Below are 25,255 nucleotides of genomic sequence, written 5' to 3'. Positions count from 1 at the left end.
CGGCGGAAACTGACCTGGCACGATTATGAACTAAAGTTCACCCAGCGAACAAGTGCCAGGGCCTGGCGAAGTTTCCGGGCCTGACAAGTGCCAGGCGAACAGGCTGAGTCGAACAACCCCTCACGGGATCCGGGATCCCGGTGCACGGAGATCGAGGTACGGCGATGGACAAGGTGGTGGCGAGCGCGGAGGAGGCCGTCCGCGACGTCGGTGAGGGCGCGTCCCTGGCCGTCGGCGGCTTCGGGCTGAGCGGGGTGCCGAACGTGCTGATCGAGGCGCTGCACCGCGCGGGCCCAGGGGGGCTGCGGGTCGTCTCCAACAACTGCGGCGTCGACGGCGGGGGCCTGGGCATCCTGCTGGAGGCCGGGCAGATCGTGCGGGTCACCGGCTCCTACATCGGCGAGAACAAGGCGTTCGCCCGCAAGTACCTGGGCGGCGAGATCGAGGTCGAGCTGATCCCGCAGGGCACGCTCGCCGAGCGCCTGCGCGCGGGCGGCTGCGGCATCCCGGCCTTCTACACCCCGGCCGGCGTCGGCACCGCGGTCGCCGACGGCGGCCTGCCCTGGAGGTACGCGGCCGACGGCTCGGTCGCGGTCTCCTCCCCGGCCAAGGAGGTCCGCGAGTTCGGCGGCAAGGACCACGTCCTCGAAGAGGGCATCACCACCGATTTCGCCCTCGTGCACGCGGTGAAGGGCGACCGCCACGGCAACCTCGTCTTCGCCAAGGCGAGCCGCAACTTCAACCCGCTCGCCGCGATGGCCGGGAGGATCACCATCGCGGAGGTCGAGGAACTGGTCGAGCCGGGCGGGCTCGACCCCGAGGAGGTCCACCTGCCGGGCGTGTTCGTCCAGCGGGTCGTGGCGCTCACCCCTGAGCAGGCCGCGAACAAGGGCATCGAGAAGAGGACGGTGCGCGTCTGATGGCCTGGTCCAAGAACGAGATGGCGGCCCGCGCCGCGCTGGAGCTGACCGACGGCTCCTATGTGAACCTGGGCATCGGCCTGCCGACCCTGGTCCCGGGGTTCGTGCCCGCGGGCGTCGACGTCGTGCTGCACTCCGAGAACGGCCTGCTCGGCGTCGGCCCCTACCCCCGCGAGGCCGAGGTCGATCCCGATCTCATCAACGCGGGCAAGGAGACCGTCACGGTCCTGCCCGGCGCGAGCTTCTTCGACTCCGCGCTGTCGTTCGGCATGATCCGCGGCGGCCACATCGACACCGCGATCCTCGGCGCCATGCAGGTCTCCGCCCGCGGCGACCTCGCGAACTGGATGATCCCGGGCGCGATGGTCAAGGGCATGGGCGGCGCGATGGACCTCGTGCACGGCGCGGGCCGCGTCATCGTCATGACCACGCACAACGCCAAGAACGGGTCCGCGAAGCTCGTCGAGGAGTGCGATCTGCCGCTCACCGGGAAGGCCTGTGTGCACCGGGTGATCACCGACATCGCGGTCCTGGACGTCACGTCCGAGGGCTTCGCGCTGGTCGAGACGGCCCCGGGCGTCACCGTCGCCGAGGTCGTCGAGCGCACGGGGGCGAAGGTCCGCGTGCCGGAAGGAGTGCTGTGATGGGCGACGTCTACATCGTCGACGCGGTCCGTACGCCGATCGGCAAGTACGCCGGGGCGCTCTCCGGCGTCCGCCCGGACGATCTGGCGGCCGGGGTGCTGCGCGCCCTGGTCGAGCGCAGCCCGAGCCTCGATCCCGCGCGGATCGACGACGTGATCTACGGCAACGCCAACGGCGCCGGGGAGGAGAACCGGGACGTCGCGCGCATGGCCGTGCTGCTGGCGGGCCTGCCCGTCGGCGTGCCGGGCGCGACGGTGAACCGGCTGTGCGGCTCGGGCATGGAGGCCGTCATCCAGGCGTACCGCGCGATCGCCGTCGGGGACGCCTCGATCATGGTCGCGGGCGGCGTGGAGTCGATGAGCCGCGCGCCCTGGGTGCTGCCGAAGCCCGAACGGGCCTTCCCCGCGGGCAACCAGCAGCTGGTGTCCACGACGCTCGGCTGGCGGCTGGTCAACCCGGCGATGCGCGAAGAGTGGACGGTCGCGCTGGGCGAAGGCGCCGAACTCGTCGCCGACAAGTACGCGATCGGCCGCGAGGCGCAGGACGCCTTCGCGCTGTCCAGCCACGCCAAGGCCGACGCCGCCTGGCACGCCGGCCTGTACGACGCCGAGGTCGTCCCGGTGGCGGGTGCCGACCTCACCCGCGACGAGACGATCCGGCCGGGCGGCACCCTGGAGTCCATGGCGCGGCTCAAGCCGGTCTTCCGCGAGGGCGGCACCGTCACCGCGGGCAACGCCTCCCCATTGAACGACGGCGCCGCGGCGCTGCTGCTGGCCGACGAGGCGGGCCTTGCCGCACTCGGCCGCGAGCCGCTGGCCCGGATCAGGGCGAGCGCCGTCACCGCGCTGGAGCCGCAGTACTTCGGGCTCGGCCCCGTCGACGCGGTCACCAAGGCCCTCGGCCGCGCCGGCGTCGGCCTCGACGCCCTGGACGTCGTCGAGCTGAACGAGGCGTTCGCCGCCCAGGCGCTGGGCTGCCTCGCCGCGCTGCCAGGGCTCGACCCGTCGATCGTCAACCCGCGCGGCGGCGCGATCGCGCTCGGGCATCCGCTCGGCGCGTCCGGCGCCCGCATCACCGGGGCGGTGGCGCACCAGCTCGCCGCCCGGGGAAGCGGCGTCGGCGTCGCGTCCCTGTGCATCGGCGTGGGCCAAGGGCTCGCGCTGGTCCTCGAACGCTGAAATCCCACGCGCTCCCGGCGAGCGCGTCCATCCCACGCACTCACGCACCTGCCCATCGAAAGGAGGCCGGACATGGCTCCTCCGCAAACGCCCACCCAGGCGGAGATCAACGCCGAGATCGCGGCGCTGAGCGGCTCCCGTCCCGGACTCGCCCATCCCGACCGCGGATACGCGCCGTACCGCAGCAGCGTGCTGCGCCACCCGGGCAAGCCGCTCGTGGTCGTCAAGGACCCCGAGGCGGTCGAGCTCACCGGCCCGGCGTTCGGCGTCAGCGACATCACCGACCTGGACGCCGACCTCACCCGTCAGCACCACGGCGAGCCGCTGGGCGAGCGGATGACGGTCACCGGCCGCGTCCTCGACCGCGACGGCCGCCCCGTGCGGGGCCAGCTCGTGGAGATCTGGCAGGCCAACGCCGCGGGCCGCTACGCCCACCAGCGCGACGACCACCCGGCCCCGCTGGACCCGAACTTCACGGGCGCCGGCCGCTGCCTGACCGACGACGAAGGCCGCTACTCCTTCACGACGATCAAGCCGGGCCCCTACCCGTGGCGCAACCACACCAACGCCTGGCGGCCCGCCCACATCCACTTCTCGCTGTTCGGGCAGGCCTTCACCCAGCGGCTGGTCACCCAGATGTACTTCCCGGGCGATCCGCTGTTCCCCTACGACCCGATCCTGCAGTCGGTGACGGAAGAGGCGGCGCGCAACCGTCTCATCTCCACCTACGACCACGACCTGTCGGTGCCCGAGTGGTCGCTCGGCTTCCGCTGGGACATCGTGCTGGACGGGCCCGCCGCCACCTGGATCGAGGAGGGACGCTGATGGGCACCCCGACTTCCCCGGCCCCGCTGGAGCCGACCCCTTCGCAGACGGTCGGCCCGTTCTACGGGTACGCGCTGCCCTTCGCCGGCGGCGAGGAACTCGCCCCGGTGGGCCACCCGGGCACGATCACCGTCCACGGGTACGTCTACGACGGCGCGGGCGCGCCCGTGCCCGACGCGCTCGTCGAGATCTGGCAGGCCGACGAGACGGGCTCCCTGGAGGGCGCCCCGGGCTCGCTGCGCCGTGATCCGGTGACGGGCGGCGTGCTCGGCCGCAACGGGGTGGACTTCACCGGGTTCGCCCGGATCGCCACCGACGCGACGGGCCGCTGGTTCGTCCGCACGCTCGCGCCGGGGGCGCACCGCGAGGGCGCGGCGCCGTACCTGTCGGTGTGCGTGTTCGCGCGCGGCCTGCTGCACCACCTGTTCACCCGGATCCACCTGCCGGAGCACGCCGCTGCGCTGGCCGCCGACCCGGTGTTCGGTGGGCTGCCCGAGGAGCGGCGGCGGACCCTCGTCGCCGTCGGGGAGCGGCCCGGCGTGTACCGGTTCGACATCCGGCTCCAGGGCGGGGCGGGAGAGGAGACGGTCTTCCTTGACTTCGCCTGATCCGGCGGACTCCGGCCTGCTGTCGCCGGTCGTCGCCGGTGCCGCCGTGGAGGCGGCCACCGGCGACGGCGCGGTGCTGCGCGCCCTGCTGGACGCCGAGGCGGCGCTGACCCGGGCGCAGGCCGCGCTCGGGCTCGCGCCGCGCTCGGCGGCGGAAGCCCTCGACGCGCTGTCCCCGGACTCCTTCGACGCCCGGGACCTCGCGCTGCGCGCCCGCTCCGGCGGCAACCCGGTCATCCCGTTCGTCAAGGACCTGAAGCGGGCGGTCGGCCCGGAGGCCTCGCCTTATGTCCACCGCGGCGCGACAAGCCAGGACATCATGGACACCGCCCTGATGCTCGTCGCCCAGCGCGCGCTGGCCCCCGTCCTCGCCGATCTCACCGCGACGGCGGCGGCCCTGCGCGCCCTGGCCGCCGCGCATCGCGCCACCCCGATGCCCGGCCGCACCCTCACCCAGCACGCCGTCCCCACGACGTTCGGCCTGAAGGCCGCGGGCTGGCGCCACCTCGTCCTCGACGCCCACGCCCGCCTCCTCGCGACGGCCCGCTCGCTCCCCGCACAGCTCGGCGGCGCCGCAGGCACCCTCGCCGCCTTCACCACCTTCGCCCCCGCCGCACCCTCCGGAACCCGCGAGCCCGGCGACGACGCCGCCGAAGCCGGAGCGAGCCTTGGGGGGTCGGAGGACGTGGTGCGGCTGGTCGCGGGTTATGCGGCCGAGGCGGGGTTGGCGGTTCCGTTGATCCCGTGGCACACGTTGCGGACGCCGGTGGCGGACCTCGGGTCCGCGCTGGCGTTCGCCGGAGGGGCGCTCGGGAAGGTCGCCGCCGACGTGCTGGTGCTGGCGCGGACCGAGGTCGCGGAGGTGGCCGAAGGGAGCGGCGGGGGGTCGTCGGCCATGCCGCACAAGAGCAACCCCGTGCGGGCGACGTTGATCGCCGCGGCGGCGCGGCAGCTCCCGGCGCTCGCCGGGGTGCTGCTGGGGGCGCTGGCGGCCGAGGACGAGCGGCCCGCCGGGGCCTGGCACGCCGAGTGGCAGCCGCTGCGCGAGGCGCTGCGGCTCGCGGGCGGCGCGGCGGAGGCCGCGCGCGGCCTCGTCGAGGGGCTCGTCGTGCACCCGGACAAGATGCGCGCCGATCTCGGCCTCACCCATGGGCTGATCGTGTCCGAGCGCGCCGCGGCGCAGCTCGCCGCCTCGCTCGGCCGCGACACCGCCCGCGCCCTGCTGGAGGAGGCCTCCGCGCGCGCCGCCACGACCGGCGTGCCGCTGGCCGAGGCCGTCGCGGCGCTGCTGCCGCCCGGCACCGAGGCCCCGTTCGATCCCGATCCGACCACCTATCTCGGCGCGGCGCCCGCGCTCGTCGACGCCGCCCTGACCCGCGAGGCAGACTCATGACGCTCCACTACCGGCTCGACGGCCCCGAAGGGGGCGTCCCGCTCGTCCTCGGGCCCTCCCTCGGCTGCTCCCTGCACGTGTGGGACGCCGTGCTCGGCGAGCTCACCCGCACCCACCGGGTGCTGCGGTTCGACCTGCCCGGGCACGGCGAGTCCCCCGCCGTCCCCGGCACCGCCACCATGGACGGGCTCGCCGGCCTCGTCCTGGAGGCCGCGGACCGGGCGGGCTTCACGCGCTTCCACTACGCGGGCGTCTCCCTCGGCGGCGCGATCGGGGCGACCCTCGCGCTCACCGCCCCGCAGCGGATCGCCTCCCTGGCGATGGTGTGCTCCTCGGCCAGGTTCGGCGAGCCCGCCGCGTGGAAGGAGCGGGCGGGGATCGTCCGGGAGAACGGCACGGGCGTCATGCCGCAGAGCACCGCGCCCAAGTGGTTCGCGGGCGAGCCCGGCGCGCTCGGCGCCCGGCTGCTCGCCGACCTCGCCGCCGCCGACGACGAGGGCTACGCCGCCTGCTGCGAGGCGCTCGGCGGCTACGACGTGCGCGCCGACCTCGGCCGCATCACGGGCCCGGTCCTGATCCTCGGCGGCAAGGCCGACCCGGCGACCCCGTCCGCGCACGCCCGCGAACTCGCCGACGGCATCGTCGGCGCGACCCTGGTCGAACTCCCCCGCGCCGCCCACCTGGCCCCCGTCGACCGCCCCGCCGCCTCCGCCGCCGCCCTCCTCGCCCACCTCACCGCCGCCGAACAGGCCGACGCGGCCGACGGCGCGGGCGACGAGACGAACGGCGCGGGCGCGCAGAGCGGCTGGGTCGACGAGCGCGGGGCCGAGGAGCGGTACCGCGCGGGCATGGCCGTGCGCCGGTCCGTGCTCGGCGACGCGCACGTGGACCGGGCGAACTCCCGCAAGACCGCCTTCACCGCCGACTTCCAGGACTTCATCACCCGCTACGCGTGGGGCGGGATCTGGACGCGGCCGGGCCTGGACCGCCGCACCCGCAGCGCCATCACGATGACCGCGCTGATCGCGCGCGGCCACCACGACGAACTGGCCATGCACGTGCGGGCCGCCGTCACCAACGGACTGAGCCCTCAGGAGATCAAGGAGGTCCTGCTCCAGTCCGCCATCTACTGCGGCGTCCCCGCAGCCAATTCAGCGTTCGCCGTCGCCCAGCGGGTGCTGGACGAGATCGAGGAAGAATCATGACCCACCCCATCCCCGCCCGCACCCAGGTCGCCATCATCGGCGCGGGCCCGGCCGGGCTGCTGCTCGGCCACCTGCTGCACCGCAAGGGCGTCGACACCGTCATCCTGGAGAACCGGGACCGCGCCTACGTGGAGCGGCGCCAGCGCGCCGGAATCCTGGAGCAGGGCACCGTCGACGTGCTGCGCGCCACCGGCGCCGCGGCCGGGATGGACGCCCGCGGCCTGCGCCACGACGGCATCGAACTGCGCTTCGACGGCCAGGCCCACCGGATCGACTTCCCGGCCCTGACCGGCCGCTCGGTGATGGTCTACGCGCAGACCGAGGTCGTCAAGGACCTCATCGCGCTGCGCCTGGAGGCCGGCGCGCCGCTGGCGTTCGAGACCGAGGCACTCGACATCTCCGGCATCGAGGGCGAAGCCCCGCAGATCCGCTACCGGAGCGGGGGCGCGGAGCACACCCTCACCGCCGATCACGTCGTGGCCTGCGACGGCTTCCACGGCATCGGCCGCAAGGTCATGCCCGAGGCGGGCAAGCGCACCTTCGAGCGCGTCTACCCGTTCTCCTGGCTCGGCGTCCTCGCCGACGTCCCGCCCTCCTGCGACGAACTCATCTACGCGCACAGCGCAGAGGGCTTCGCGCTGCACAGCATGCGCTCCCCGCAGGTGAGCCGCCTGTACCTCCAGGTGCCGCCCGACACCGACCTCGCGCAGTGGTCCGACGACCGGATCTGGGACGCGCTCGCCCGCCGCTTCGCGACCGACGGCTGGAAGCTGGAGACCGGCCCGATCACCGAGAAGGGCATCACGCCCATGCGCAGCTTCGTCACCGAGCCGATGCGGCACGGGCGGCTGTTCTTGGCGGGCGACGCCGCGCACATCGTGCCGCCGACCGGCGCCAAGGGCCTGAACCTCGCCGCCGCCGACGTCACCCTGCTGGCCGCCGCGCTGGTCCGGCACCACTCCTCCGGCGACGCCTCGGGCCTCGACGCCTACTCCGCGACGGCCCTGCGCCGCATCTGGCGCGCCGAGCACTTCTCGTACTCGATGACGTCGATGCTGCACACCTCCCCCGACGACGACGCGTTCGACCACCGCCTCCAGCTCTCCCAGCTGGAGTACATCGCGACGTCCGAGGCCGCGGCCACCTCGCTGGCCGAGAACTACACCGGCCCGCCCATGCCCGGCCTCGACGAGCTGGTCTGACCGGACGGCCCGATCCCACCCACCCGATCTCTCAACGAGGAGACATCCATGACCACCCCGGCACCCGCCGCTCCCGTCTGGGAGGGCAAGATCTTCGACGGCACGTGGACCGAGGCGTCCGGCGGCGTCATCGAGGTCACCGCGCCGGCCGACGGCGCGCTCGTCGGCACCGTCGGCAACGCGACCGCGGCCGACCTCGACCGGTCCGTCGCCGCCGCCAAGAAGGCGCAGCGCGAGTGGGGCGCCCTCACCTACGACAAGCGCGCGGGGATCCTGCGCAAGGCGGCGTCGCTGCTGGAGGGCGACCCTTCGCGCATCGCCCGCTGGCTGGTGCCCGAGTCGGGCTCCGGGCAGGGCAAGGCCGCCTTCGAGGTGGGCCTGCTGGTCTCCGAACTCGCCGAGTGCGCCGCCCTCGCGTCCGAGCCCTACGGCGAGATCCTGCGCAGCGTCAAGCCGCGGCTGTCGGTCGCGCGGCGGGTGCCGATCGGCGTCGTCGGCGTGATCTCGCCGTTCAACTTCCCCGCGATCCTCGCGCTGCGCTCCGTCGCCCCGGCCCTGGCCGTCGGCAACGCGGTGGTGCTCAAGCCCGACCCCCGCACCCCGATCGCGGGCGGCCTGGCGCTGGCCGAACTGCTCGCCGAGGCGGGCCTGCCCGAGGGCGTCCTGCACGTCCTTCCGGGCGGCGCGGACGTGGGCGCGGCGCTGGTCGCGCACCCGGACGTCCCGTGCGTCTCCTTCACCGGCTCGACCCCGGCCGGCCGGGCGATCGCCACGGCGGCGGCCCCGCTGCTGAAGAAGGTCCACCTGGAGCTGGGCGGCAACAACGCGCTGCTCGTGCTGCCCGACGCCGACGTGGAGGCCGCGGCCTCGGCGGGCGCGTGGGGCTCGTTCCTGCACCAGGGCCAGATCTGCATGACCACAGGACGCCACCTCGTGCACTCCTCGCTCGCCGGGAAGTACACCGAGCTGCTGGCCGAGAAGGCGAAGCACATCCCCGTCGGCGACCCGACCGACCCGGCGAACGCGCTCGGCCCCATCATCGACGCCGGACAGCGCGACAAGATCCACGAGATCGTCACCGAGTCCGTCGCGCAGGGCGCGACGCTGGCCGCGGGCGGCACCTACGAGGACCTGTACTACCGCCCGACGGTCCTCACCGACGTGCCGCGCGACTCCCGCGCGTTCACCGAGGAGATCTTCGGCCCGGTCGCGCCCGTGACGGTCTACGAGACGGTCGAGGAGGCGCTGGAGATCATCAACTCCTCCGAGTTCGGGTTGTCGGTGTCCATCCTCACCGGCAACCCGTACGCCGCCTACGAGCTGGCCGACCGGATCAAGTCCGGCGCCGTGCACATCAACGACCAGACCGTCGACGACGAGGCGGTCGCCCCGTTCGGCGGCACCAAGGCCTCGGGCACGGGCGGCAGGTTCGGCGGGCGGGCCACCCTGGACACCTTCACCGAGGTCCAGTGGGTGACCGTCCAGTCGCAGATCGAGCGCTACCCGTTCTGACCGAATAGGCCCTGGACCACCGGTCCGGGCCCTTTCTACCCGCTCCTCCCAAGACGACACCGGGAGTGGCGGAGACTTGACCCGCCGCCCCGTGACCTTGATCGACAGCCGGGTAGAGGTGCCCCCGTCAGACCACGACGGGGAGGTCAGAAGAGTGCACAGACGTCGAGTAGCAGGGGTGGCGCTGGCCGCCGCGCTCGCCGGTTCCGTCGTCGCCGCGCCCGCGGCGACGGCGGCGCAGGCGGACGGCGGCGGATCGGCCGACTGCCCGGTGACGGAGCCGGTCCAGGACCTGGCGAACTGCCTGGTCGCATCGCGGCCCGTGACGGGCGGCTCCAGCTCGTCCTCGTCGGGTTCCGGCACGGGCACCCGGGTGGCCGGGACCGCCGCGGGGGCGGCGGTCGAGGACGAGGCGGTGATCGTCGGCCAGACGGTGCGCGCCGACGACGGCGTGCAGGTGACGTTCGAGCGGGCCGGCACGGGAGCGGCGACGCAGGCGGGGAGCGCCGACGAGGGCGTCGGGCTGTTCCTCGCACCTAAGGCGGCCTCCGCGTCCGCCGAGGCACCGGCCGCGCCGGACGCGCAGCCGACACCGAACGCACCGCAGGTGAACGCGCCCCAGGCGGACACGCCGGAGCTGGACACGCCGCAGGCCGCGGACGCCCAGCCTGCGGCCACCGCCCAGGCTCCCGCCGCTCCCGTGCAGGCGGCCCCGCAGGACACCCTGAAGGCGCTCGGCGACTGGCAGGCGCAGGCGTCAGGCTGCTCCCGCCAGTCCCCCGCCGGGACCGTCGTGCTGATGCCCCGTCCGGCCGCCGCGGCCGACCCGGGCGACGGCTCCACCGGGTACTGCTGGCTCGACGCGCTCTCCGAGGGCAAGACCGCCGTTCAGGCGGGGGCGCAGGCCGCCTCCCCGCTCGTCTACCTTCCGGCGGACACCGGGGCGCAGACCGTCCGGGTCACGGTGAGCTCGGACCCGGTGCCGGTGCTGTCGGTCGACATCGACCGGCGCGACGGCGTGGGGTTCCAGAACGCCCTGGCCACGCAGCTTCCGGCCGCGGTGCCGAACCTGTACAACATCGGGTTCGCCGGCTGCGGCTGCCTGCTCGCCGCGGCCCCGACCATCCGCAACGTGGTCGTCGCGACCGGGCAGACGTCCACCGAGGTGCCCGTCCTCACCCCGCCGGCTGCTCCCGCGGCTCCCGCCGCGCCCGAGAGGCCCGCGGCGCCCGCGACGCCGAAGGTCGTCGAGGAGGACCGCACGACCCAGCAGGAGGCCGCCTCGCTCAGCCTCGTGAAGCGGGCGACGCCGCCGAAGGGCCGCCTGGAGGCGGGCGACGACGTCGACTACACCTTCACGCTCACCAACTCCGGCGACACCGATCTCGCCAACCTCGCCGTGACCGATCCGCTGATCACCGACATCGACTGCCCGGCCCCGAGCGAGGTCCTCGAGCCGGGTGAGGCCGCGAACTGCACCGGCACCTACGAGCTCACCGAGGCGGACGTGCGGGCGGGCCTCGTCGTCAACACCGCGCACGCGACCGCGACCAGCGGCATGACCCCGGTGCGGTCGAACCCGTCGACGGCGACGGTCCGGATCACCGCGCGCCCGTCGTGCGAGGACGACGGCCCGTGCAAGCCGCGGTTCGAGCCCTGCCGGGACATGCCCTGGTACCTCGGTGGGTTCTGCGACCAAGGCCGTCCGTCGCACGGCACGCACTGGCACGGCACGCACTGGCACGGCAAGAACTGGCACGGCAAGAACTGGCACGGCAAGCACTGGCACGACGGCAAGCCGTGCTTCAAGCGCCACCACCGCAAGCCGCGCCACCACGGCCGCCCGCACCACCACGTGAAGCACGAGAAGCGCCACAAGAAGCCCAGGCTCAAGAAGATCGTGATCCGCGAGAAGAAGCCGCTGCTGTAATCCGGCCGCGGCACGGCCGCGGGGCCCGCGCGACCGAGCGCGGGCCCCGCGGCCGTGCCGCCCGAAGAACGTTCTCAAAACGGCCGGTGACGGTCGTCCGAGAGGTCTTGCGAAAGAGTTTCACATCCTCTGACATAAGAGACATGGGTCACACGATGCGCCGCGCGTTCCTCGCGGCCCTTCTGTTGCTGTCGTCATGTCTCACCGCACTCGCGGTACCCGGCGCCGCCTCCGCACAGGCCGGCGTCTTCGACGTCCTCACCTACAACGTCGCGGGGCTGCCGGAGATCCTCTCCAGCGCCGCCACCGACCGGACCACCTCGCACACCGCGATCGGACAGCGGATCGGGCCGTACGAGATCGTCAACGTCCAGGAGGACTTCAACTACCACGCCGCCCTCTACGCCGCCGACGGGCACCCGTACCGGACGGCGACGACGGGCGGCGCCGGCATCGGCAGCGGGCTCAACACCCTGTCGTCCTACCCCTTCGACGAGCTGTCCCGGACCAAGTGGGCGGACTGCGCGCTCGGCTCCGGAGACTGCCTGACGCCCAAGGGGTTCACCTTCCTGCGCGTCCGGCTCGCCGAGGGCGTGTACGTCGACGTGTACAACCTGCACGCGGACGCGGGCTCGGAGAGCGCCGACATCAGCGCGCGCGCCAAGAACCTCGCGCAGGTCACCTCCTACATCCAGACGTACTCGGCGGGCAAGGCCGTCATCGTCATGGGCGACACCAACACGCGCTACACGCGCACGGGAGACGGCATCGCGGCCTTCGCCGCCGCCAACGGGCTCACCGACGCGTGGGTGCAGCTGGAGCGCGGCGGCTCCGCGCCCGCCGAGGGCTCCGCGGCCCTGGTCTGCGACGACGCCGCGCCCGCGGACACCTGCGAGACCGTGGACAAGATCCTCTACCGGGGCGACGCCGCCGTGTCGCTGACCGCCACCGACTACCGCAACGAGAGCGCCCTGTTCCGCGAGGCGGGCACCGGGCTCATGCTCTCCGACCACCACCCCATCGCGACGACCCTCTCCTGGACGACCAACCCCGCCGTCCAGCAGAGCGACCCGTACGGCGGCACCGGAGGCACGCCCTTCACTGACGTGGCAGCCTTCACCGGGGCGCCCACGGCCTTCTCCGTGCGCGGCGGCTCCCGGCTCGACCAGGTGTCCGTCGCACTGGCCGGAGGCGCGACGCTCGCGCATGGCGGCACCGGCGGCACGGCGCAGACGCTGACGCTCGGCGCGGGCGAGCACGTGACGTCCGCGACGATCTGCCGGGGGACCTACAGCGGCAGCGTGCGGGTCTTCTCACTGACCCTCACCACGTCGCTGGGCCGGACCCTTACGGGCGGCGCGACGACGTCCGACTGCGTCACCCGTACCGCTCCCGCGGGCTGGCGCATCGCCGGGTTCCACGGCCGCGCGGGCTCCGCGGTCGACAGGCTCGGCGTCGTCTACACACCGCGCTGACCCTCCGGCACGGCCAAGGCACCCGTCGGCCCTCGGTAGGGTCGGCGGGTGTCCACGAACAGCAGGCGCGGCGCCCGGGCCGTGCGCGAGCCGACCGCCCCGAAACTGCCCGGAGCGCTGGTCCCGGCCGACCCCGCGACGGTCGGGGACGGTCCCGACCGGGTGCACCTGTCCCAGGAGTTCGGGGCCCATGACCTGCGCGCCCGCGATGTCGGCTCCGCCGAGTTCGTCCGCTGCAGGTTCGACGGCACCGCCCTGTCCGGCCTGCGGGCCCGCCGCGCCGAGTTCACCGACGTGGTCTTCGCCGGCGTGGACCTCGCGAACGCCCGCTTCGCCGACACGCTCGTGGCCAACGCCGAGGTCAGGGAGTCCCGCCTGACGGGCGCGGCCTTCACCGAGGCCTCGTTCCGCGACGTCCTCTTCGAAGGCTGCCGCGTCGACCTGGCCTCCTTCCGCTTCTCCCGCTTCCGCAACGTCGTCTTCCGCGACTGCGCCCTCACCGAGGCGAACTTCCAGAACGCCGACCTCACCGGCACCCGCTTCGAGAACTGCGCCCTCACCTCCGCCCAGTTCAGCGGCGCCACCCTCACCTCAGCCACCTTCACCCGCTGCGACCTCACCGCCCTCTCCGGCGTCACCTCCCTGGCCGGCGCCACCATCGACCCCTCAGACGCCCACTCCCTCCTCCACACCCTCGCCTCCGCCCTGGACATCACCATCACCGTCTGACCGCGCTCACCCGCCGCACCAGAACTCCTCGAGGGCTCCCCGGTCCAGGTGGTGCAGCAGAGGCGGTCCCGCCAGGCGGCGTCCGGTCACCAGCATCCAGTGGGTCGTCAGCAGGAGGGCCAGGGTCCGTTCCGCGCCGTCCCGCGGTCCGTCCGCGGAGCGCTCGCCTGTGCCGGGAGACGGTGACATGGGGCCCTTCCAACGCCGGAGTACTCGGCAGCACTCTTGCGGGGGCGGGCACGCTCCGGGCCCGAAGCGACGAGACGCAACGGGCCGCGACGGGGTAGTTCTCGGTACCGCCCAGCCAGTAGTCCCAGATCCGGGCGGAGTGCGACACCGAGTGTCGATGAACGGGGAAGCCGGAAGGGGGCGCTGCACGGACGACACGGAACCTCCTGGGGGACGGGAAGTGCGGGACACGAAGTGCGGGAAGCACGGAATGAACATCTCGGCGATGCCCCTTCCCCCGCAAGGGCACACGGGCCCGTGGGACAGATTTCTAGCGCGCCTGACGCCCTCCCGCTAAGCGCGCAGTCGGAACCGCCTTCCTGACACGATCCGGCCGCCCCGCCCGATCTCCCTCAGCTGAGGGAGGCGAGAGGCGCGGCGCGGGGTGGAGGGTAGGAGTGGGACGAGGGCCGGGCCGGAGCAGCGGTGAGAAGAAGCCGCGAGGAGGGGAATGCGGTGAGGAGGGGAAAGCGGTGAAGTGGGGAAAGCGGTGAAGTAGGGAAAGCGGTGAGGTGGGAAGCGCGTGAGCGGGGAGGTGCGGTGCGGTGTCCGGTCGGGTGCGGGAGGTCGGGGGCGGTGTGGGGATCGTGGTGCGGGGGCCGGGGATGGCGGAGGAGTACTTCCGGGCGCTGGTCCGGAATCGGGAGAGGCTGCTGAGGTGGGATCCGGGGGCGATGCCGGAGCCGTTGACCGCGGCGAAGGTGCGGGAGCGGATGGAGCTGGACGCCTTCGCGGCGCTGGCGGGCACGCGGGTGCCGGTGGCGATCGTGGTGCGGGAGGGGGAAGGGTGGCGGATCGTGGGCGGGGCCTCGCTTCGGGTGGGGCGGCGGGGCACGGCCGAGGTCGGGTACTGGGTCGGCCAGGAGGTCGAGGGCAAGGGTGTGGCGCGCAGGGCGGTGGCCGGGCTGCTCGACTACGGGTTCACCGAGCTGGGCCTGCGTCAGGTGCGCCTGAGCACCGAGGCGGGCAACCACCGCAGCCGCGCGCTCGCCGCCCGCCTCGGCTTCACCCCCGAACCCCACGCCGCAACCGGCGGGACCGACACCGTCAGCGGTGACGGCGGTGACGGCGCGGCCGACCACGACAGCGGAAACAGCGCGGCCCGCAAGGAGGAAGGAACCGGCGCGGGCGGCAGCGGCAATGGCGAAGTCGGCTACACGCTCTCCGTCGGCGAGTGGACGGGGCCCGGGTGACGGGTCTCGGGCGGGGCGGGGACGCTGAGGGTGGGGCGGGTTTCGGAGGAGGTGCAAGGTTTTCGGAGGAGAGGGGGAATCCTGTCGGTTAATTGCGGGGTTTTGGCGCTATGTTTGCGGGATGGGAACGGGAGAGTCGGCCAAGACGCGGCGGTTGGCGGAGGTCGCGAAGAAGGTAGGGGTCAGCGAGGCGACGGTGAGCCGGGTGCTCAACGGGCGGCCGGGGGTTTCGGAGGCGACCCGGGCCGCGGTGCTGACGGCGCTGGACGTGCTCGGGTACGAGCGGCCCACGCAGCTGCGGGGGGAGCGGGCGCGGCTGGTCGGGCTGGTGCTGCCGGAGCTGGGCAACCCGATCTTCCCGGCGCTGGCCGAGGTGATCGGGGGCGCTCTCGCGCAGCGCGGGTTCACGCCGGTGCTGTGCACGCGGACGGCGGGCGGGCTGTCGGAGGCCGACTATGTGGACATGCTGGTCGACCAGCACGTGTCGGGGATGGTGTTCGCGGGCGGGCACTACGCGGAACTGGACTCGCCGCACGAGCACTACTTCCGGCTGATGGAGCTCGGCCTGCCCGTCGTGCTCGTCAACGGGGCGGTGCCGGACCTTGCGTTCCCGCGCGTGTCGACCGACGACGCGGTGGCGGTCGAGCAGGCGTTCACGCACCTGACCTCGCTGGGCCACGAGCGGGTCGCGCTGCTGCTCGGGCCGGAGGACCACATCCCGTCGCAGCGCAAGCTGGCCGCGTTCCGCGCGGTGGGCGCCGCCGCCGGCCTGGTCTTCGACGAGGGGGCGGTCCGGCACGCGATGTTCTCCATCGAGGGCGGCCACTCGGTGACGGCCCGGATCATCGAGGACGGGTACACGGGCGTCATCTGCGCCTCGGACGTGCTCGCGCTCGGCGCGATCCGCGCCGTCCGCCGGGCGGGGCTGTCGGCGCCGGAGGACCTCTCTGTGGTCGGCTTCGACGACTCGGCGTTCATCAACTGCACCCATCCGCCGCTCACCACGGTGCGCCAGCCGATCGAGGCGATGGGCCGGGCCGCGGTGACGATGCTGGTGAGCCAGATCGAGCGCGGCTCCGTGCCCGCCGAGGAGCTGCTGTACGAACCCGAACTCGTCGTGCGCGGCTCCACGGCGCCCGCCCGGCCCGCCGGCTCCGCCGCGCCCGCCCGGCCCATCTCCCCCGGCTCCGCCGCGCCCGCGCGCCCCGCCGCGGACGGGGCGCCCGCGCGTTCGCCCGTTACGTGATTGTGACGACCTGATCCGGCGCCTCGGAAGGCCGCCGACCGCCTCCCGGTCGGCGGCCTTCCTGCTTTTCACCTGCGAAAATCGATTCCCTGCGAGCTGATGTCGCGAATTTGCAGTGATATGCACGGATCTTGCCATGCGATGCCCGTCTCTGTATGTTCCTCGCATCCACCCCCCAGGAGGAACCGAATGAGATCACGTCAGGCGGCGGCGCTGTTCACCGTCGCGGCCCTCGCCCTGTCCGGGAGCGCCTGCGGCGTCAAGTCCAGCAAGAAGGACGACAAGGCGGTGTCGGGCGCGGCGGCCGAAGCGGCCGAGCCGCTCGACCCGAACACGAAGGTGACGATCTCGGTCGGCTGCCAGCCGCCGAAGACGGCGAAGGAGTTCCGGGCGGACTGGGACGCCGACGTGCAGGCCTTCCAGGCGAAGTACCCGAACATCACGATCGACAGCAAGGACGCGTTCCCCTGCATCGTCCCCGAGACGTTCCAGGCGAAGCTCGCGGGCGGCCAGATGGAGGACGTGTACTACGTCTACTACACCGACGCGCAGAGCATCATCGCCAACAAGCAGGCCGCCGACATCACCGACTACACGGCGAACGTCCAGAACGTGAAGGACGTCAACCCCCTGTTCCTCCAGACGCTGAAGGACGAGAGCGGCCGCCTGTACGGCCTGCCCCGCAAGGCCTACACCATGGGCCTGGTCTACAACCGCAAGCTGTTCGCCCAGGCCGGCCTGAACCCCGACGCGCCGCCGAAGACGTGGGCGGAGGTCCGCGACGCGGCCAAGAAGATCTCCGCGCTCGGGAACGGCACCGTCGGCTACGGCGAGTACAGCGCGGCCAACACGGGCGGCTGGCACTTCACGTCGCTGCTGTACGGACAGGGCGGCTCCATCGCGTCGGCGGACGGCAAGAGCGCCGCGTTCAACACCCCCGAGGCCCGCACCGTCCTGCAGAACCTCAAGGACATGCGCTGGACGGACGACTCGATGGGCGCCAAGCAGGGCCACCGCTGGGAGGATCTGATGCGCCTCCTCGGGTCCGGCAAGCTCGGCATGATGGTCGGCGCGCCCGACGTGGTGACCGAGGCGTTCAACAACTTCGGCGCCAAGGCCGACGACCTCGGCACCACCTCCCTGCCGGAGGCCAAGGCGTCACTGCTCGGCGGTGACGGCTACATGATCAACCCGAAGGCGTCGCCGGACCAGATCAAGGCCGCGATCCTCTGGCTGTCGTTCCACGAGCTGACCGTCGGTGAGGGCCAGTTCAACCACGAGCGCAACAAGGCGAGCGGCAGGCCCGTCGGCATCCCGGAGAACATCCTGTGGGGCGACAACGCCTCGGGCAAGAAGGAGAAGGAGCTCCGGCAGCAGTTCGCGACGGTCCCGCCGGGCAACTTCGCCGCCTACGAGCAGGGTTCGGCGACGATCCCACCGAAGACCGAGCCGCCGCAAGCCCAGGCCGTGTACGCGGTCCTCGACTCGGTGATGTCCGCGGTGCTCACCCGGGAGGACGCCGACATCGACGAGCTGCTCGCCGAGGCCGAGAAGAAGGTCAACGCGATCCTCGCCCGCACGAAGTGACCCGGTAGACCGGCGGTCCCGCGCGCGGGACCGCCGCCCCGGGCCCGTCCCCGGGTGATCCTCCTCGAATCCGCCGGGGGCGCCGCGAAGGCGCCTCCAGCCGCACGCAAGGGATGACGATGGCCGTCGCCACCAGGCCCCGCGGGGCCGGTCCGCAGAGCGGCAGCCCGCGCGGCAAGGCCCGACCGGGCAGCCGGTGGGGCCGCGCGGTGCGCCGCAACCTCACCGCCTACGGGTTCCTCAGCGGGGCGCTGATCTGCTTCGCGTTCTTCTCCTGGTACCCGATGGTCCGGGGGTTCGTGCTGAGCCTCCAGCACAGCAACTTCGTCGACCCGCCCGAGTGGGTCGGCCTCGACAACTACCGGACGGTCTTCGCCGACCCCGTCTTCCAGACCGCCTGGGTCAACACGCTCGTCTACACGCTGCTGGCCCTGCTGTGCGGGTACGTGGTGCCGTTCGTCGTCGCGCTCGTGCTGAACGAGCTGCGGCACGCGCGCGGCTACCTCAGGTTCGTGGTGTACCTGCCGGTGATGCTGCCCCCGGCCGTCGCGGTGCTGCTGTTCAAGTGGTTCTACGACCCGGGCCCCGGCCTGTTCAACCAGGTCCTCGGCCTCGTCGGGCTGCCCGGCCTGAGCTGGCTCGACTCGTCCTCGACGGCGCTGGTCTCGCTCGTCCTGGTCTCGACGTGGATGAACCTCGGCACGGGCACGCTCATCTACCTTGCCGCGCTCCAGACCGTCCCCGGCGAGCTGTACGAGGCGGCCGAACTGGACGGGGCGGGCTTCTTCCGCCGCATCTGGCATGTGACGGTCCCGCAGACCCGGCTGATCCTGCTCGTCATGCTGCTGCTCCAGATCATCGCGACGATGCAGGTCTTCATCGAGCCCTACCTCCTCACCGGGGGCGGCCCGGAGGACGCGACCATGAGCGTCGTCTACCTGATGTACCAGTACGCCTTCGTCTACGACGACTTCGGCGCGGGCAGCGCCCTCGGCGTCATGCTGATGCTGGTGCTGCTGGTGTTCTCCGCCGCCTATCTGCGCTTCTCCCGCGACGACCCCCAGGAGCGGTCATGAGCCTCGCCGCCACCCGACCCCAGGCCGAGCGCGGGCCACGAAAGCCGCGCAAGGCGTTCGGCTCCGAGCACCGCACGGTCGTCTCCCCGCACCACCTGAACACGCTGTGGGGCCGCCGGATCTACTGGACGGTCCTGGCGTTCGTCCTCGTCGTGTTCACGCTGGTCTTCCTGTTCCCGCTGTACTGGATGATGACGGGCGCGATGAAGACGCAGGAGGAGTTCCTGCGGCTGCCGCCCACCTACTTCCCGTCGGACTGGACGCTCGACAGCTACCGGCAGGCCTGGGAGCTGATGGGGCTCGGGAAGTTCCTGCTCAACACGTTCCAGTACGCGTTCGGCGCGCTCGCGTTCACGCTGGCGTTCGACGTGGCCGCCGCCTACGCGCTGTCGAAGCTGCGCCCGGTCTTCGGCAACGCCGTCCTGCTCGCGATGCTCGCCACCCTGATGATCCCGCCGACGGTGATCCTCCTCCCGGCCTACCTGACGGTGAAGGACCTGCCGCTCGTCCAACTCGACCTGCTCAACACCCCCTGGGCGATCTGGCTGCCGACCGTCGCCAACGGGTTCACCGTGTTCCTGCTCAAGCGGTTCTTCGACGGGATCCCGCGCGAGCTCATCGAGGCCGCCCAGATCGACGGGGCGTCGTCCCTGCGGATCCTGCGCTCGATCGTGCTCCCGGTCTCCCGGCCGATCCTCGGCGTCGTGTCGATCCTCACCGTCACCAACGTGTGGCGGGACTTCGTGTGGCCGCTGCTGGTGCTGCCCGACCCGGAGCGGATGACGATCAGCGTCGGCATCGCCTCGCTGCGGTTCAACATGCCGCAGACGACGATGACGGCGGCGCTCGTGATCGCCAGCATCCCGACGATCGTGGTGTTCCTGGCGTTCCAGCGGCACATCATGGCCGGCCTCACCGCCGGCAGCCTCAAGGGCTGAGCCCCGGCCCTTGCGAACCCACTCCTCTCGCAGAATGGAAGGCGGCAGCATGCCCGAAACGTGGTGGCGGGGAGCCGCGATCTACCAGGTCTACCCGCGCAGCTTCGCCGACGGGAACGGCGACGGCGTCGGCGACCTCGCGGGGCTGCGCGCCCGCCTCCCCTACCTGGCCGACCTCGGGATCGACGCGATCTGGCTCAACCCCTGGTACCCGTCCCCGCTGGCCGACGGCGGGTACGACGTGGCCGACTACCGCGGCATCCACCCGTCGTTCGGCACCCTCGCCGAGGCCGAGGCGCTGATCGCCGAGGCGCACGGCAGCGGCATCCGGATCATCGTCGACGTGGTGCCGAACCACACGTCCGAGCAGAGCGCCTGGTTCCAGGAGGCCCTCGCGGCCGGGCCTGGATCCCCCGAGCGGGCCAGGTTCTGGTTCCGTCCCGGCGTCGGCGACGGGCCGCCCAACGACTGGCGGTCGATCTTCGGCGGACCCGCCTGGACGCGGGTGCCGGACGGCGAGTGGTACCTGCACCTGTTCGCGCCCGAGCAGCCCGACTTCAACTGGACCCACCCCGACGTGCACGCCGACTTCCTCGACGTGCTGCGGTTCTGGTTCGACCGGGGCGTCGACGGCATCCGGATCGACTCCGCGGCCGTCCTCGTCAAGGACCCCGACGCCGCGCCCGACGGCCTCGACCCGTACACCGACCGGGACGGCTGCCACGACATCTACCGAGCGTGGCGCGCCCTCACCGACACCTACGAGGGCAGGATGCTCATCGGCGAGGTGTGGCTCCCCGACGCCGAGCGCCTGGCGCGCTATCTGCGCCCCGATGAGCTGCACACCGTCTTCAACTTCCCGTTCCTCGGCGCGCCCTGGAACGCTCCCGCGCTGCGCGCCGTCATCGACGACACCTTCGCGACGCTCGGCGACGCCCCCGCGACGTGGGTGCTGTCGAACCACGACGTGACGAGGCCCGTCACCCGCTACGGCCGCGCCGACACGTCGTTCGACCACGCCGACCGGGGCCACGGCAGGCCCACCGACCTCGCGCTCGGCCTGCGGCGCGCCCGCGCGGCGGCGCTGCTGGCGCTGGCGCTGCCCGGCAGCGTCTACGTCTACCAGGGAGAGGAACTGGGCCTGCCCGAGGTCGAGGACCTGCCGGACGACGTCTTGGACGACCCCATCTGGACCCGCTCCGGCCACACCGACCGGGGCCGGGACGGCTGCCGGGTGCCCCTGCCCTGGTCCGGCGACGCGTCCCCGTTCGGGTTCGGCGGCGCCCCCTGGCTCCCCCAGCCCGCCGAGTGGAAGGCCCTCACCGTCGAGGCCCAGAAGTCCGATCCTGACTCGATGCTCGCCCTCTACCGCACCGCGCTCCACCTGCGCCGCGACCTCCTCGGGGACGGCTCGCTCACCTGGCTCGACCGCGGCCCCGACGTCCTGGCCTTCACTCGCGAGTCCGGCCTCACCTGCCTGGTGAACCTGGGCCCCGCACCCGTCCCCTTCACCGGCGAAGTGCTGCTGTCCAGCGCCCCGGTCCCCGACGGCGTCCTGCCCCGGGACACGGCGGTCTGGCTCCGCTGACCCGGCACGCCTCGCGCCGCATCGGCTCCGTCCCGCCCTCGCGGACCGGTGCGGCCGGGGGCCCGGGACCTCGGCGCCCTAAGGTGTCCCGGCGTCCGGCCGGGGCAGCGGGGCCGTGCCGGGAAGCGGGTGTCTAGGGTGGAAGCGAGGGGGGTGGGCGTGTGCACTGGTCGACCATTCTGGGGGCCGTCCTGTTCTGGGCCTCCATGATCCTGCTCATCGTGGGCATCTACCAGTACGACGGACCCGGGGACTGGCCGTGGTTCGCCGTCGCCGCCGTGCTGCTGGCCGCGGCCTACGGGGTCCGGGCCTGGGCGCGCCGCAGGTTCCCGCCTTCCTGAATCCGAGGCCCTCCGCACCGTTTACCGGCTCTCCCCGGGGCAACCCTAGACAGCAAGATCATCTCACCGGGGGCGGGGGCGCGTCCGGCGAGGCCTGACGAGCGGGGGACCTCGGTGACGGTGGGAGCGGGCGCGACGGTCGTCATCGGGGCGGGCCTCGGCGGGCTCGCCGCCGCGGTGCGGCTGGCGGCGGAGGGCCGGGAGGTGACCGTCGTGGAGGCGGGCGGAAGGCCGGGCGGCTGCTGCGGCACCGCGGCGGCCGGACCGTACCGGTTCGACACCGGGCCGTCGGTGCTGACCCTGCCCGCCGTGCTCGCCGACGTCTTCGGCGCGGCAGGCGAGGAGATGGGGTCCTGGCTTCCGCTGCGCCGCCTCGACCCGTCGTACCGGCTGCGCTTCCACGACGGCTCGGCGCTGGACGTCCACGCCGACCGCGGCGCGATGGCGGAAGAGGTGCGCGCCCTGTGCGGCCCCGAGGAGGCCGCCCGCTACCTGAGGTTCCGCGAACTGCTCGGCGCGATGTTCCAGGCGGAGTGGGCGCACTTCATCGACCGGGACATGACCTCGCTGCGCGATCTGGCCCGCCCCGTCGCGCTGCTGCGGCTCGCGAGGCTCGGCGGCTTCCGGCGTCTGGACGCGCTGGTGCGGTCCCACCTCACCGACGAGCGCCTGATCCGCGCCCACACCTTCCAGTCCCTGTACGTGGGCCTCGGTCCTCGGCGGGCGCTCGGCGTGTACGCCTCCATCGCGCACATGGACACCGTCGGCGGCGTCTACTTCCCGGAGGCCGGCGGGATGCACGCGATCCCCCGGGCGCTCGCCGCGCTCGCCGAGAAGAAGGGCGCGGTGCTGCGCTACGGGACGCGGGCCGCCGAGGTGCTGGCCGACGGCTCCGGCGTCACCGGGGTCCGGCTCGCCACCGGGGAGCTGCTCGCCGCGCGGAGCGCCGTCGTCGCCTGCGATCTGCCCGCGGCGCACGCCGAGCGGCTGCTGCCCGAGGCGGCGCGGGACTGGCGGCTGCGCCGCCCCCGCTTCTCGCCGTCCTGCGTCGTGGCGCACTTCGGGCTCCAGGCCGCGCCCCGCGGCCAGGCCCACCACACCCTGCACTTCGGCGAGCGCTGGCACGAGACCTTCGACGCGCTGCGCCACGGCCTGCCCCAGCCCGACCCGAGCCTGCTGGTCACCTGCCCGGCCCCCGACGGCGAGTCCGCTCCGCAGGGCGGGACGACGCTGAGCGTGCTGGAGCCCGCGCCGAACCTGGCCCGCGGCTGGCCGGACGGGCGCACCGCCCGGATCGTCGACAGGATGCTGGCCAGGCTCGACCGCCTCGGCCACGGCGACCTGTCGGACTCCCTCCTGCTCGTGCAGGACCCGCGGGGCTGGGCGCGGGAGGGCCACTCGGCGGGCACGCCCTTCGCCCTGGACCACCGCTTCACCCAGACCGCGTGGTTCCGCCCGTCCGGCAGGGCCCGCCGCGTCCCCGGCCTCCACTTCGCCGGGATGCACACGGCCCCGGGCGTCGGGGTGCCTCCCGTGCTGGTCTCCGGCAGGCTCGCCGCGCAGCGCGTCCTGCGGGAGGGACGATGACGCTCACCGCCAGCTACGAGACCTGCCGCGTGCTGCACGCGCGGTTCGGGCGCTCCTATTACCTGGCCACCCTGCTGCTCCCCGCGTGGAAGCGCAGGCACGTGCACGCGCTCTACGGGTTCGCCCGGCACGCCGACGAGATCGTCGACGCGGCGGGCGGCGGCGACCGCGGGGCGGCGCTGGCGTCGTTCGCCGAGCGGGCCGCCGACGCCCTGGACGGCGGCCCGGCCGGGGACGGCGTCCTGCCCGCTTTCGTGCACACGGTCCGGTCCTTCGGGATAGCGCGCGCCGACATCGAGGCGTTCCTGCGCTCGATGCGCGCCGACGTCACCGTCGCCCGGTACACCTCCTACGAGGCGCTGCTGGAGTACATGGAGGGCTCCGCCGCCGTCATCGGCACGATGACCCTTCCGGTGCTGGAGCCGCTGCCCGGCCTGGAGCGCGCGGCGCGCGAGCCGGCTCGGCAGCTGGGCCTCGCCTTCCAGCTCACCAACTTCCTGCGCGACGTGCGCGAGGATCTCGAACGCGGCAGGATCTACCTGCCCGCCGACGACATGGCCCGCTTCGGGGTGACCGCGGCCGACCTCGCCGCCCCGCAGGCGTCCCCCGGCCTGCGGGCGCTCCTGGAGTTCGAGGCCGACCGGGCGCGGGCCCACTACGCCGCGGCGCTGCCCGGCCTCGCCATGCTCGCGCCGTCGTCGCGGCCCTGCGTCCAGGCCGCGCACGCGCTGTACGGCGGAATCCTCACCGAGATCGAGCGCTCGGGCTATGAGGTGCTGGCACGCCGCGCCAGAGTGCCGCGCCGTCGCCGGGCCGCGCTCTTCGCGCGGCACCTCGCCGCGGCCTCGTTCGCCGGACGCGCCGACCGCAGGGCGGGACGCGAGGCGCCGCAGTGGGCCTGAGCGGGCCGCCCGTGGTGGTGGACGCCATGGGCGGCGACCACGGCCCGGCCGCGGCCGTGCGGGGCGCGGTGGCCGCCCTGCGCGAGCACGGCGTGCCGGTGGTCCTCGTGGGGCGGACCGCGGCGGTGCGCGCCGAACTCGCCGCTGCGGGCGCGGCCGGGGAGATCGGCGTGGTGGAGGCGCCCGACGAGGTGCCCATGGCCGCGCGGGGCGGCGCCGGCGTCCCGCCGACGTGCGGCATCTCCGTCGGCTGCGGCCTCGTCCGCGACGGCAAGGGCGCGGCCTTCGTGTCGGCCGGATCCACCGGCGCGGTCGTCGGCTGCGCGGTCCGGGTCATCGGCCTCGCCGAAGGGGTGCTGCGGCCCGCGCTCGCGGTGGCGCTGCCGAACCTCGCGGGCGGCGCGACCGTGCTGGTCGACGCCGGGGCCACCGCCGATCCGAGCGCGCCCATGGTCGTCCAGTTCGCCGCGCTGGGCGCCGAATACGCCCGCCGGGTCCTCGGGGTGCCCGACCCGGCGGTGGGGCTGCTGACGATCGGGGCCGAGCCCGGCAAGGGCAACCGCCTGGCCCGTGCCACCGCCGCGCTCCTGCCGCACGCGCCCGTCCGCTTCCACGGCAACGTCGAGGGGCACGACCTGCTGACCGGCGTGGTCGACGTCGTCGTCACCGACGGCTTCACCGGCAACGTGGTGCTGAAGAACGTGGAGGGCACGGTGCGAACGCTGCTCGCGCTGACCGCGGCGGCGGACCCCGCCGCGGCCGCGACGCTGGCGGAGGTCGCCCGCCGCTACCACCCCGAGACGCACGGCGGAGCCGCTCTCCTGGGCCTGGCCGGCACGGTCGTCGTCGCGCACGGCGCGTCGGAGGCGGCGACCCTGGCGCGGGCCTGCGTCGTCGCGCACGACCTCGCCTCGGCCGCGCCGCCCCGGATGGCGGCCCGGTGACGGG

Annotated in this window: 23 protein-coding genes and 1 pseudogene; 22 read left to right on the top strand and 2 right to left on the bottom strand. The window is 73.4% G+C overall.

What is annotated here, in order from left to right; translation table 11 throughout:
- Positions 1-164: 164 nt before the first annotated feature.
- The 12 genes from ACYVOM_RS30415 (at position 165) to ACYVOM_RS30360 (ending at position 13,621) form a co-directional block, all read left to right on the top strand.
- Positions 165-920 carry a CoA transferase subunit A gene (locus tag ACYVOM_RS30415; RefSeq protein WP_460306980.1) on the top strand — a complete coding sequence of 252 codons (756 nt, stop codon included), beginning with the start codon at positions 165-167 and terminating at the stop codon, positions 918-920.
- Positions 920-1,564, top strand: coding sequence for a 3-oxoacid CoA-transferase subunit B (locus tag ACYVOM_RS30410; RefSeq protein ID WP_460306979.1), 645 nt, complete (start codon positions 920-922; stop codon positions 1,562-1,564). The genes ACYVOM_RS30415 and ACYVOM_RS30410 overlap by 1 nt, the downstream gene beginning before the upstream one ends.
- Positions 1,564-2,742 carry a thiolase family protein gene (locus ACYVOM_RS30405; RefSeq protein ID WP_460306978.1) on the top strand — a complete coding sequence of 393 codons (1,179 nt, stop codon included), beginning with the start codon at positions 1,564-1,566 and terminating at the stop codon, positions 2,740-2,742. Before ACYVOM_RS30410 ends, ACYVOM_RS30405 begins: the two co-directional genes overlap by 1 nt.
- A gap of 72 nt (positions 2,743-2,814) precedes the next feature.
- Positions 2,815-3,567: a protocatechuate 3,4-dioxygenase subunit beta gene (gene pcaH / locus ACYVOM_RS30400; RefSeq protein WP_460306977.1), complete on the top strand. Its 753-nt coding sequence runs from the start codon at positions 2,815-2,817 to the stop codon at positions 3,565-3,567.
- Positions 3,567-4,175 (top strand): protocatechuate 3,4-dioxygenase subunit alpha, encoded by a 609-nt coding sequence (gene pcaG / locus ACYVOM_RS30395; RefSeq protein ID WP_460306976.1) that lies wholly within the window; start codon positions 3,567-3,569, stop codon positions 4,173-4,175. Before pcaH ends, pcaG begins: the two co-directional genes overlap by 1 nt.
- Positions 4,162-5,568, top strand: coding sequence for a 3-carboxy-cis,cis-muconate cycloisomerase (gene pcaB / locus ACYVOM_RS30390; RefSeq protein ID WP_460306975.1), 1,407 nt, complete (start codon positions 4,162-4,164; stop codon positions 5,566-5,568). The genes pcaG and pcaB overlap by 14 nt, the downstream gene beginning before the upstream one ends.
- Positions 5,565-6,773, top strand: coding sequence for a bifunctional 3-oxoadipate enol-lactonase/4-carboxymuconolactone decarboxylase PcaDC (gene pcaDC / locus ACYVOM_RS30385; RefSeq protein WP_460306974.1), 1,209 nt, complete (start codon positions 5,565-5,567; stop codon positions 6,771-6,773). Before pcaB ends, pcaDC begins: the two co-directional genes overlap by 4 nt.
- Positions 6,770-7,975 (top strand): 4-hydroxybenzoate 3-monooxygenase, encoded by a 1,206-nt coding sequence (locus ACYVOM_RS30380; RefSeq protein WP_460306973.1) that lies wholly within the window; start codon positions 6,770-6,772, stop codon positions 7,973-7,975. The genes pcaDC and ACYVOM_RS30380 overlap by 4 nt, the downstream gene beginning before the upstream one ends.
- Positions 7,976-8,023: 48 nt before the next feature.
- Entirely contained in the window at positions 8,024-9,487 is a 1,464-nt protein-coding gene (locus tag ACYVOM_RS30375; protein WP_460306972.1) for an aldehyde dehydrogenase family protein, read from the top strand.
- 178 nt (positions 9,488-9,665) lie between these two features.
- Positions 9,666-11,417 (top strand): DUF7507 domain-containing protein, encoded by a 1,752-nt coding sequence (locus ACYVOM_RS30370; RefSeq protein ID WP_460306971.1) that lies wholly within the window; start codon positions 9,666-9,668, stop codon positions 11,415-11,417.
- A 143-nt stretch (positions 11,418-11,560) separates the two neighbouring features.
- Positions 11,561-12,892 (top strand): jacalin-like lectin, encoded by a 1,332-nt coding sequence (locus ACYVOM_RS30365; RefSeq protein ID WP_460306970.1) that lies wholly within the window; start codon positions 11,561-11,563, stop codon positions 12,890-12,892.
- A gap of 48 nt (positions 12,893-12,940) precedes the next feature.
- A complete protein-coding gene (locus ACYVOM_RS30360; RefSeq protein WP_460306969.1) occupies positions 12,941-13,621 on the top strand; it encodes a pentapeptide repeat-containing protein in 681 nt (226 codons plus the stop codon).
- Positions 13,622-13,627: 6 nt separating this feature from the next.
- Here the strand turns inward: ACYVOM_RS30360 and ACYVOM_RS30355 are convergent, their stop codons facing one another.
- Positions 13,628-13,810, bottom strand: coding sequence for a hypothetical protein (locus ACYVOM_RS30355; protein WP_460307103.1), 183 nt, complete (start codon positions 13,808-13,810; stop codon positions 13,628-13,630).
- A gap of 70 nt (positions 13,811-13,880) precedes the next feature.
- A pseudogene (locus ACYVOM_RS30350) lies at positions 13,881-13,958 on the bottom strand (SAM-dependent methyltransferase); the annotation flags it as partial.
- 436 nt (positions 13,959-14,394) lie between these two features.
- Between ACYVOM_RS30350 and ACYVOM_RS30345 the strand changes: the two are divergent.
- The 10 genes from ACYVOM_RS30345 (at position 14,395) to ACYVOM_RS30300 (ending at position 25,251) form a co-directional block, all read left to right on the top strand.
- Positions 14,395-15,042: a GNAT family N-acetyltransferase gene (locus ACYVOM_RS30345; protein ID WP_460306968.1), complete on the top strand. Its 648-nt coding sequence runs from the start codon at positions 14,395-14,397 to the stop codon at positions 15,040-15,042.
- Positions 15,043-15,163: 121 nt separating this feature from the next.
- Complete coding sequence (locus ACYVOM_RS30340) at positions 15,164-16,288, top strand: LacI family DNA-binding transcriptional regulator (RefSeq protein WP_460306967.1); 1,125 nt, start codon at positions 15,164-15,166, stop codon at positions 16,286-16,288.
- Positions 16,289-16,477: 189 nt separating this feature from the next.
- Positions 16,478-17,875: an ABC transporter substrate-binding protein gene (locus tag ACYVOM_RS30335; protein WP_460306966.1), complete on the top strand. Its 1,398-nt coding sequence runs from the start codon at positions 16,478-16,480 to the stop codon at positions 17,873-17,875.
- A gap of 119 nt (positions 17,876-17,994) precedes the next feature.
- On the top strand, positions 17,995-18,951 hold the full coding sequence (locus ACYVOM_RS30330) for a carbohydrate ABC transporter permease (protein WP_460306965.1): 957 nt from the start codon (positions 17,995-17,997) through the stop codon (positions 18,949-18,951).
- Entirely contained in the window at positions 18,948-19,889 is a 942-nt protein-coding gene (locus ACYVOM_RS30325) for a carbohydrate ABC transporter permease (protein ID WP_460306964.1), read from the top strand. The genes ACYVOM_RS30330 and ACYVOM_RS30325 overlap by 4 nt, the downstream gene beginning before the upstream one ends.
- A gap of 49 nt (positions 19,890-19,938) precedes the next feature.
- Positions 19,939-21,477, top strand: coding sequence for a glycoside hydrolase family 13 protein (locus ACYVOM_RS30320; protein ID WP_460306963.1), 1,539 nt, complete (start codon positions 19,939-19,941; stop codon positions 21,475-21,477).
- A 161-nt stretch (positions 21,478-21,638) separates the two neighbouring features.
- Positions 21,639-21,818 carry a hypothetical protein gene (locus ACYVOM_RS30315; protein ID WP_460306962.1) on the top strand — a complete coding sequence of 60 codons (180 nt, stop codon included), beginning with the start codon at positions 21,639-21,641 and terminating at the stop codon, positions 21,816-21,818.
- Positions 21,819-21,932: 114 nt separating this feature from the next.
- The gene (locus ACYVOM_RS30310; protein ID WP_460306961.1) at positions 21,933-23,405 is read left to right on the top strand and encodes a phytoene desaturase family protein; all 1,473 of its coding nucleotides are present in this window, start codon (positions 21,933-21,935) and stop codon (positions 23,403-23,405) included.
- Complete coding sequence (locus ACYVOM_RS30305; protein ID WP_460306960.1) at positions 23,402-24,307, top strand: phytoene/squalene synthase family protein; 906 nt, start codon at positions 23,402-23,404, stop codon at positions 24,305-24,307. The genes ACYVOM_RS30310 and ACYVOM_RS30305 overlap by 4 nt, the downstream gene beginning before the upstream one ends.
- On the top strand, positions 24,298-25,251 hold the full coding sequence (locus ACYVOM_RS30300; RefSeq protein ID WP_460306959.1) for a phosphate acyltransferase PlsX: 954 nt from the start codon (positions 24,298-24,300) through the stop codon (positions 25,249-25,251). Before ACYVOM_RS30305 ends, ACYVOM_RS30300 begins: the two co-directional genes overlap by 10 nt.
- Positions 25,252-25,255: the final 4 nt, after the last annotated feature.

Source organism: Actinocorallia aurea, assembly GCF_054783995.1.
The sequence above is the reverse complement of the archived record's forward strand: the minus strand, read 5'-3'. Positions and strand labels throughout refer to the sequence as shown.

Coding starts and splice junctions, on each gene's coding strand:
- ACYVOM_RS30305 (WP_460306960.1), top strand. CDS start 23,402: ATGACGCTCACCGCCAGCTACGAGACCTGCCGCGTGCTGCACGCGCGG.
- ACYVOM_RS30380 (WP_460306973.1), top strand. CDS start 6,770: ATGACCCACCCCATCCCCGCCCGCACCCAGGTCGCCATCATCGGCGCG.
- ACYVOM_RS30320 (WP_460306963.1), top strand. CDS start 19,939: ATGCCCGAAACGTGGTGGCGGGGAGCCGCGATCTACCAGGTCTACCCG.
- ACYVOM_RS30355 (WP_460307103.1), bottom strand. CDS start 13,810: ATGTCACCGTCTCCCGGCACAGGCGAGCGCTCCGCGGACGGACCGCGG.
- pcaDC (WP_460306974.1), top strand. CDS start 5,565: ATGACGCTCCACTACCGGCTCGACGGCCCCGAAGGGGGCGTCCCGCTC.
- ACYVOM_RS30405 (WP_460306978.1), top strand. CDS start 1,564: ATGGGCGACGTCTACATCGTCGACGCGGTCCGTACGCCGATCGGCAAG.
- ACYVOM_RS30330 (WP_460306965.1), top strand. CDS start 17,995: ATGGCCGTCGCCACCAGGCCCCGCGGGGCCGGTCCGCAGAGCGGCAGC.
- pcaH (WP_460306977.1), top strand. CDS start 2,815: ATGGCTCCTCCGCAAACGCCCACCCAGGCGGAGATCAACGCCGAGATC.
- ACYVOM_RS30340 (WP_460306967.1), top strand. CDS start 15,164: ATGGGAACGGGAGAGTCGGCCAAGACGCGGCGGTTGGCGGAGGTCGCG.
- ACYVOM_RS30325 (WP_460306964.1), top strand. CDS start 18,948: ATGAGCCTCGCCGCCACCCGACCCCAGGCCGAGCGCGGGCCACGAAAG.
- ACYVOM_RS30365 (WP_460306970.1), top strand. CDS start 11,561: ATGGGTCACACGATGCGCCGCGCGTTCCTCGCGGCCCTTCTGTTGCTG.
- ACYVOM_RS30375 (WP_460306972.1), top strand. CDS start 8,024: ATGACCACCCCGGCACCCGCCGCTCCCGTCTGGGAGGGCAAGATCTTC.
- ACYVOM_RS30410 (WP_460306979.1), top strand. CDS start 920: ATGGCCTGGTCCAAGAACGAGATGGCGGCCCGCGCCGCGCTGGAGCTG.
- pcaG (WP_460306976.1), top strand. CDS start 3,567: ATGGGCACCCCGACTTCCCCGGCCCCGCTGGAGCCGACCCCTTCGCAG.
- ACYVOM_RS30415 (WP_460306980.1), top strand. CDS start 165: ATGGACAAGGTGGTGGCGAGCGCGGAGGAGGCCGTCCGCGACGTCGGT.
- ACYVOM_RS30335 (WP_460306966.1), top strand. CDS start 16,478: ATGAGATCACGTCAGGCGGCGGCGCTGTTCACCGTCGCGGCCCTCGCC.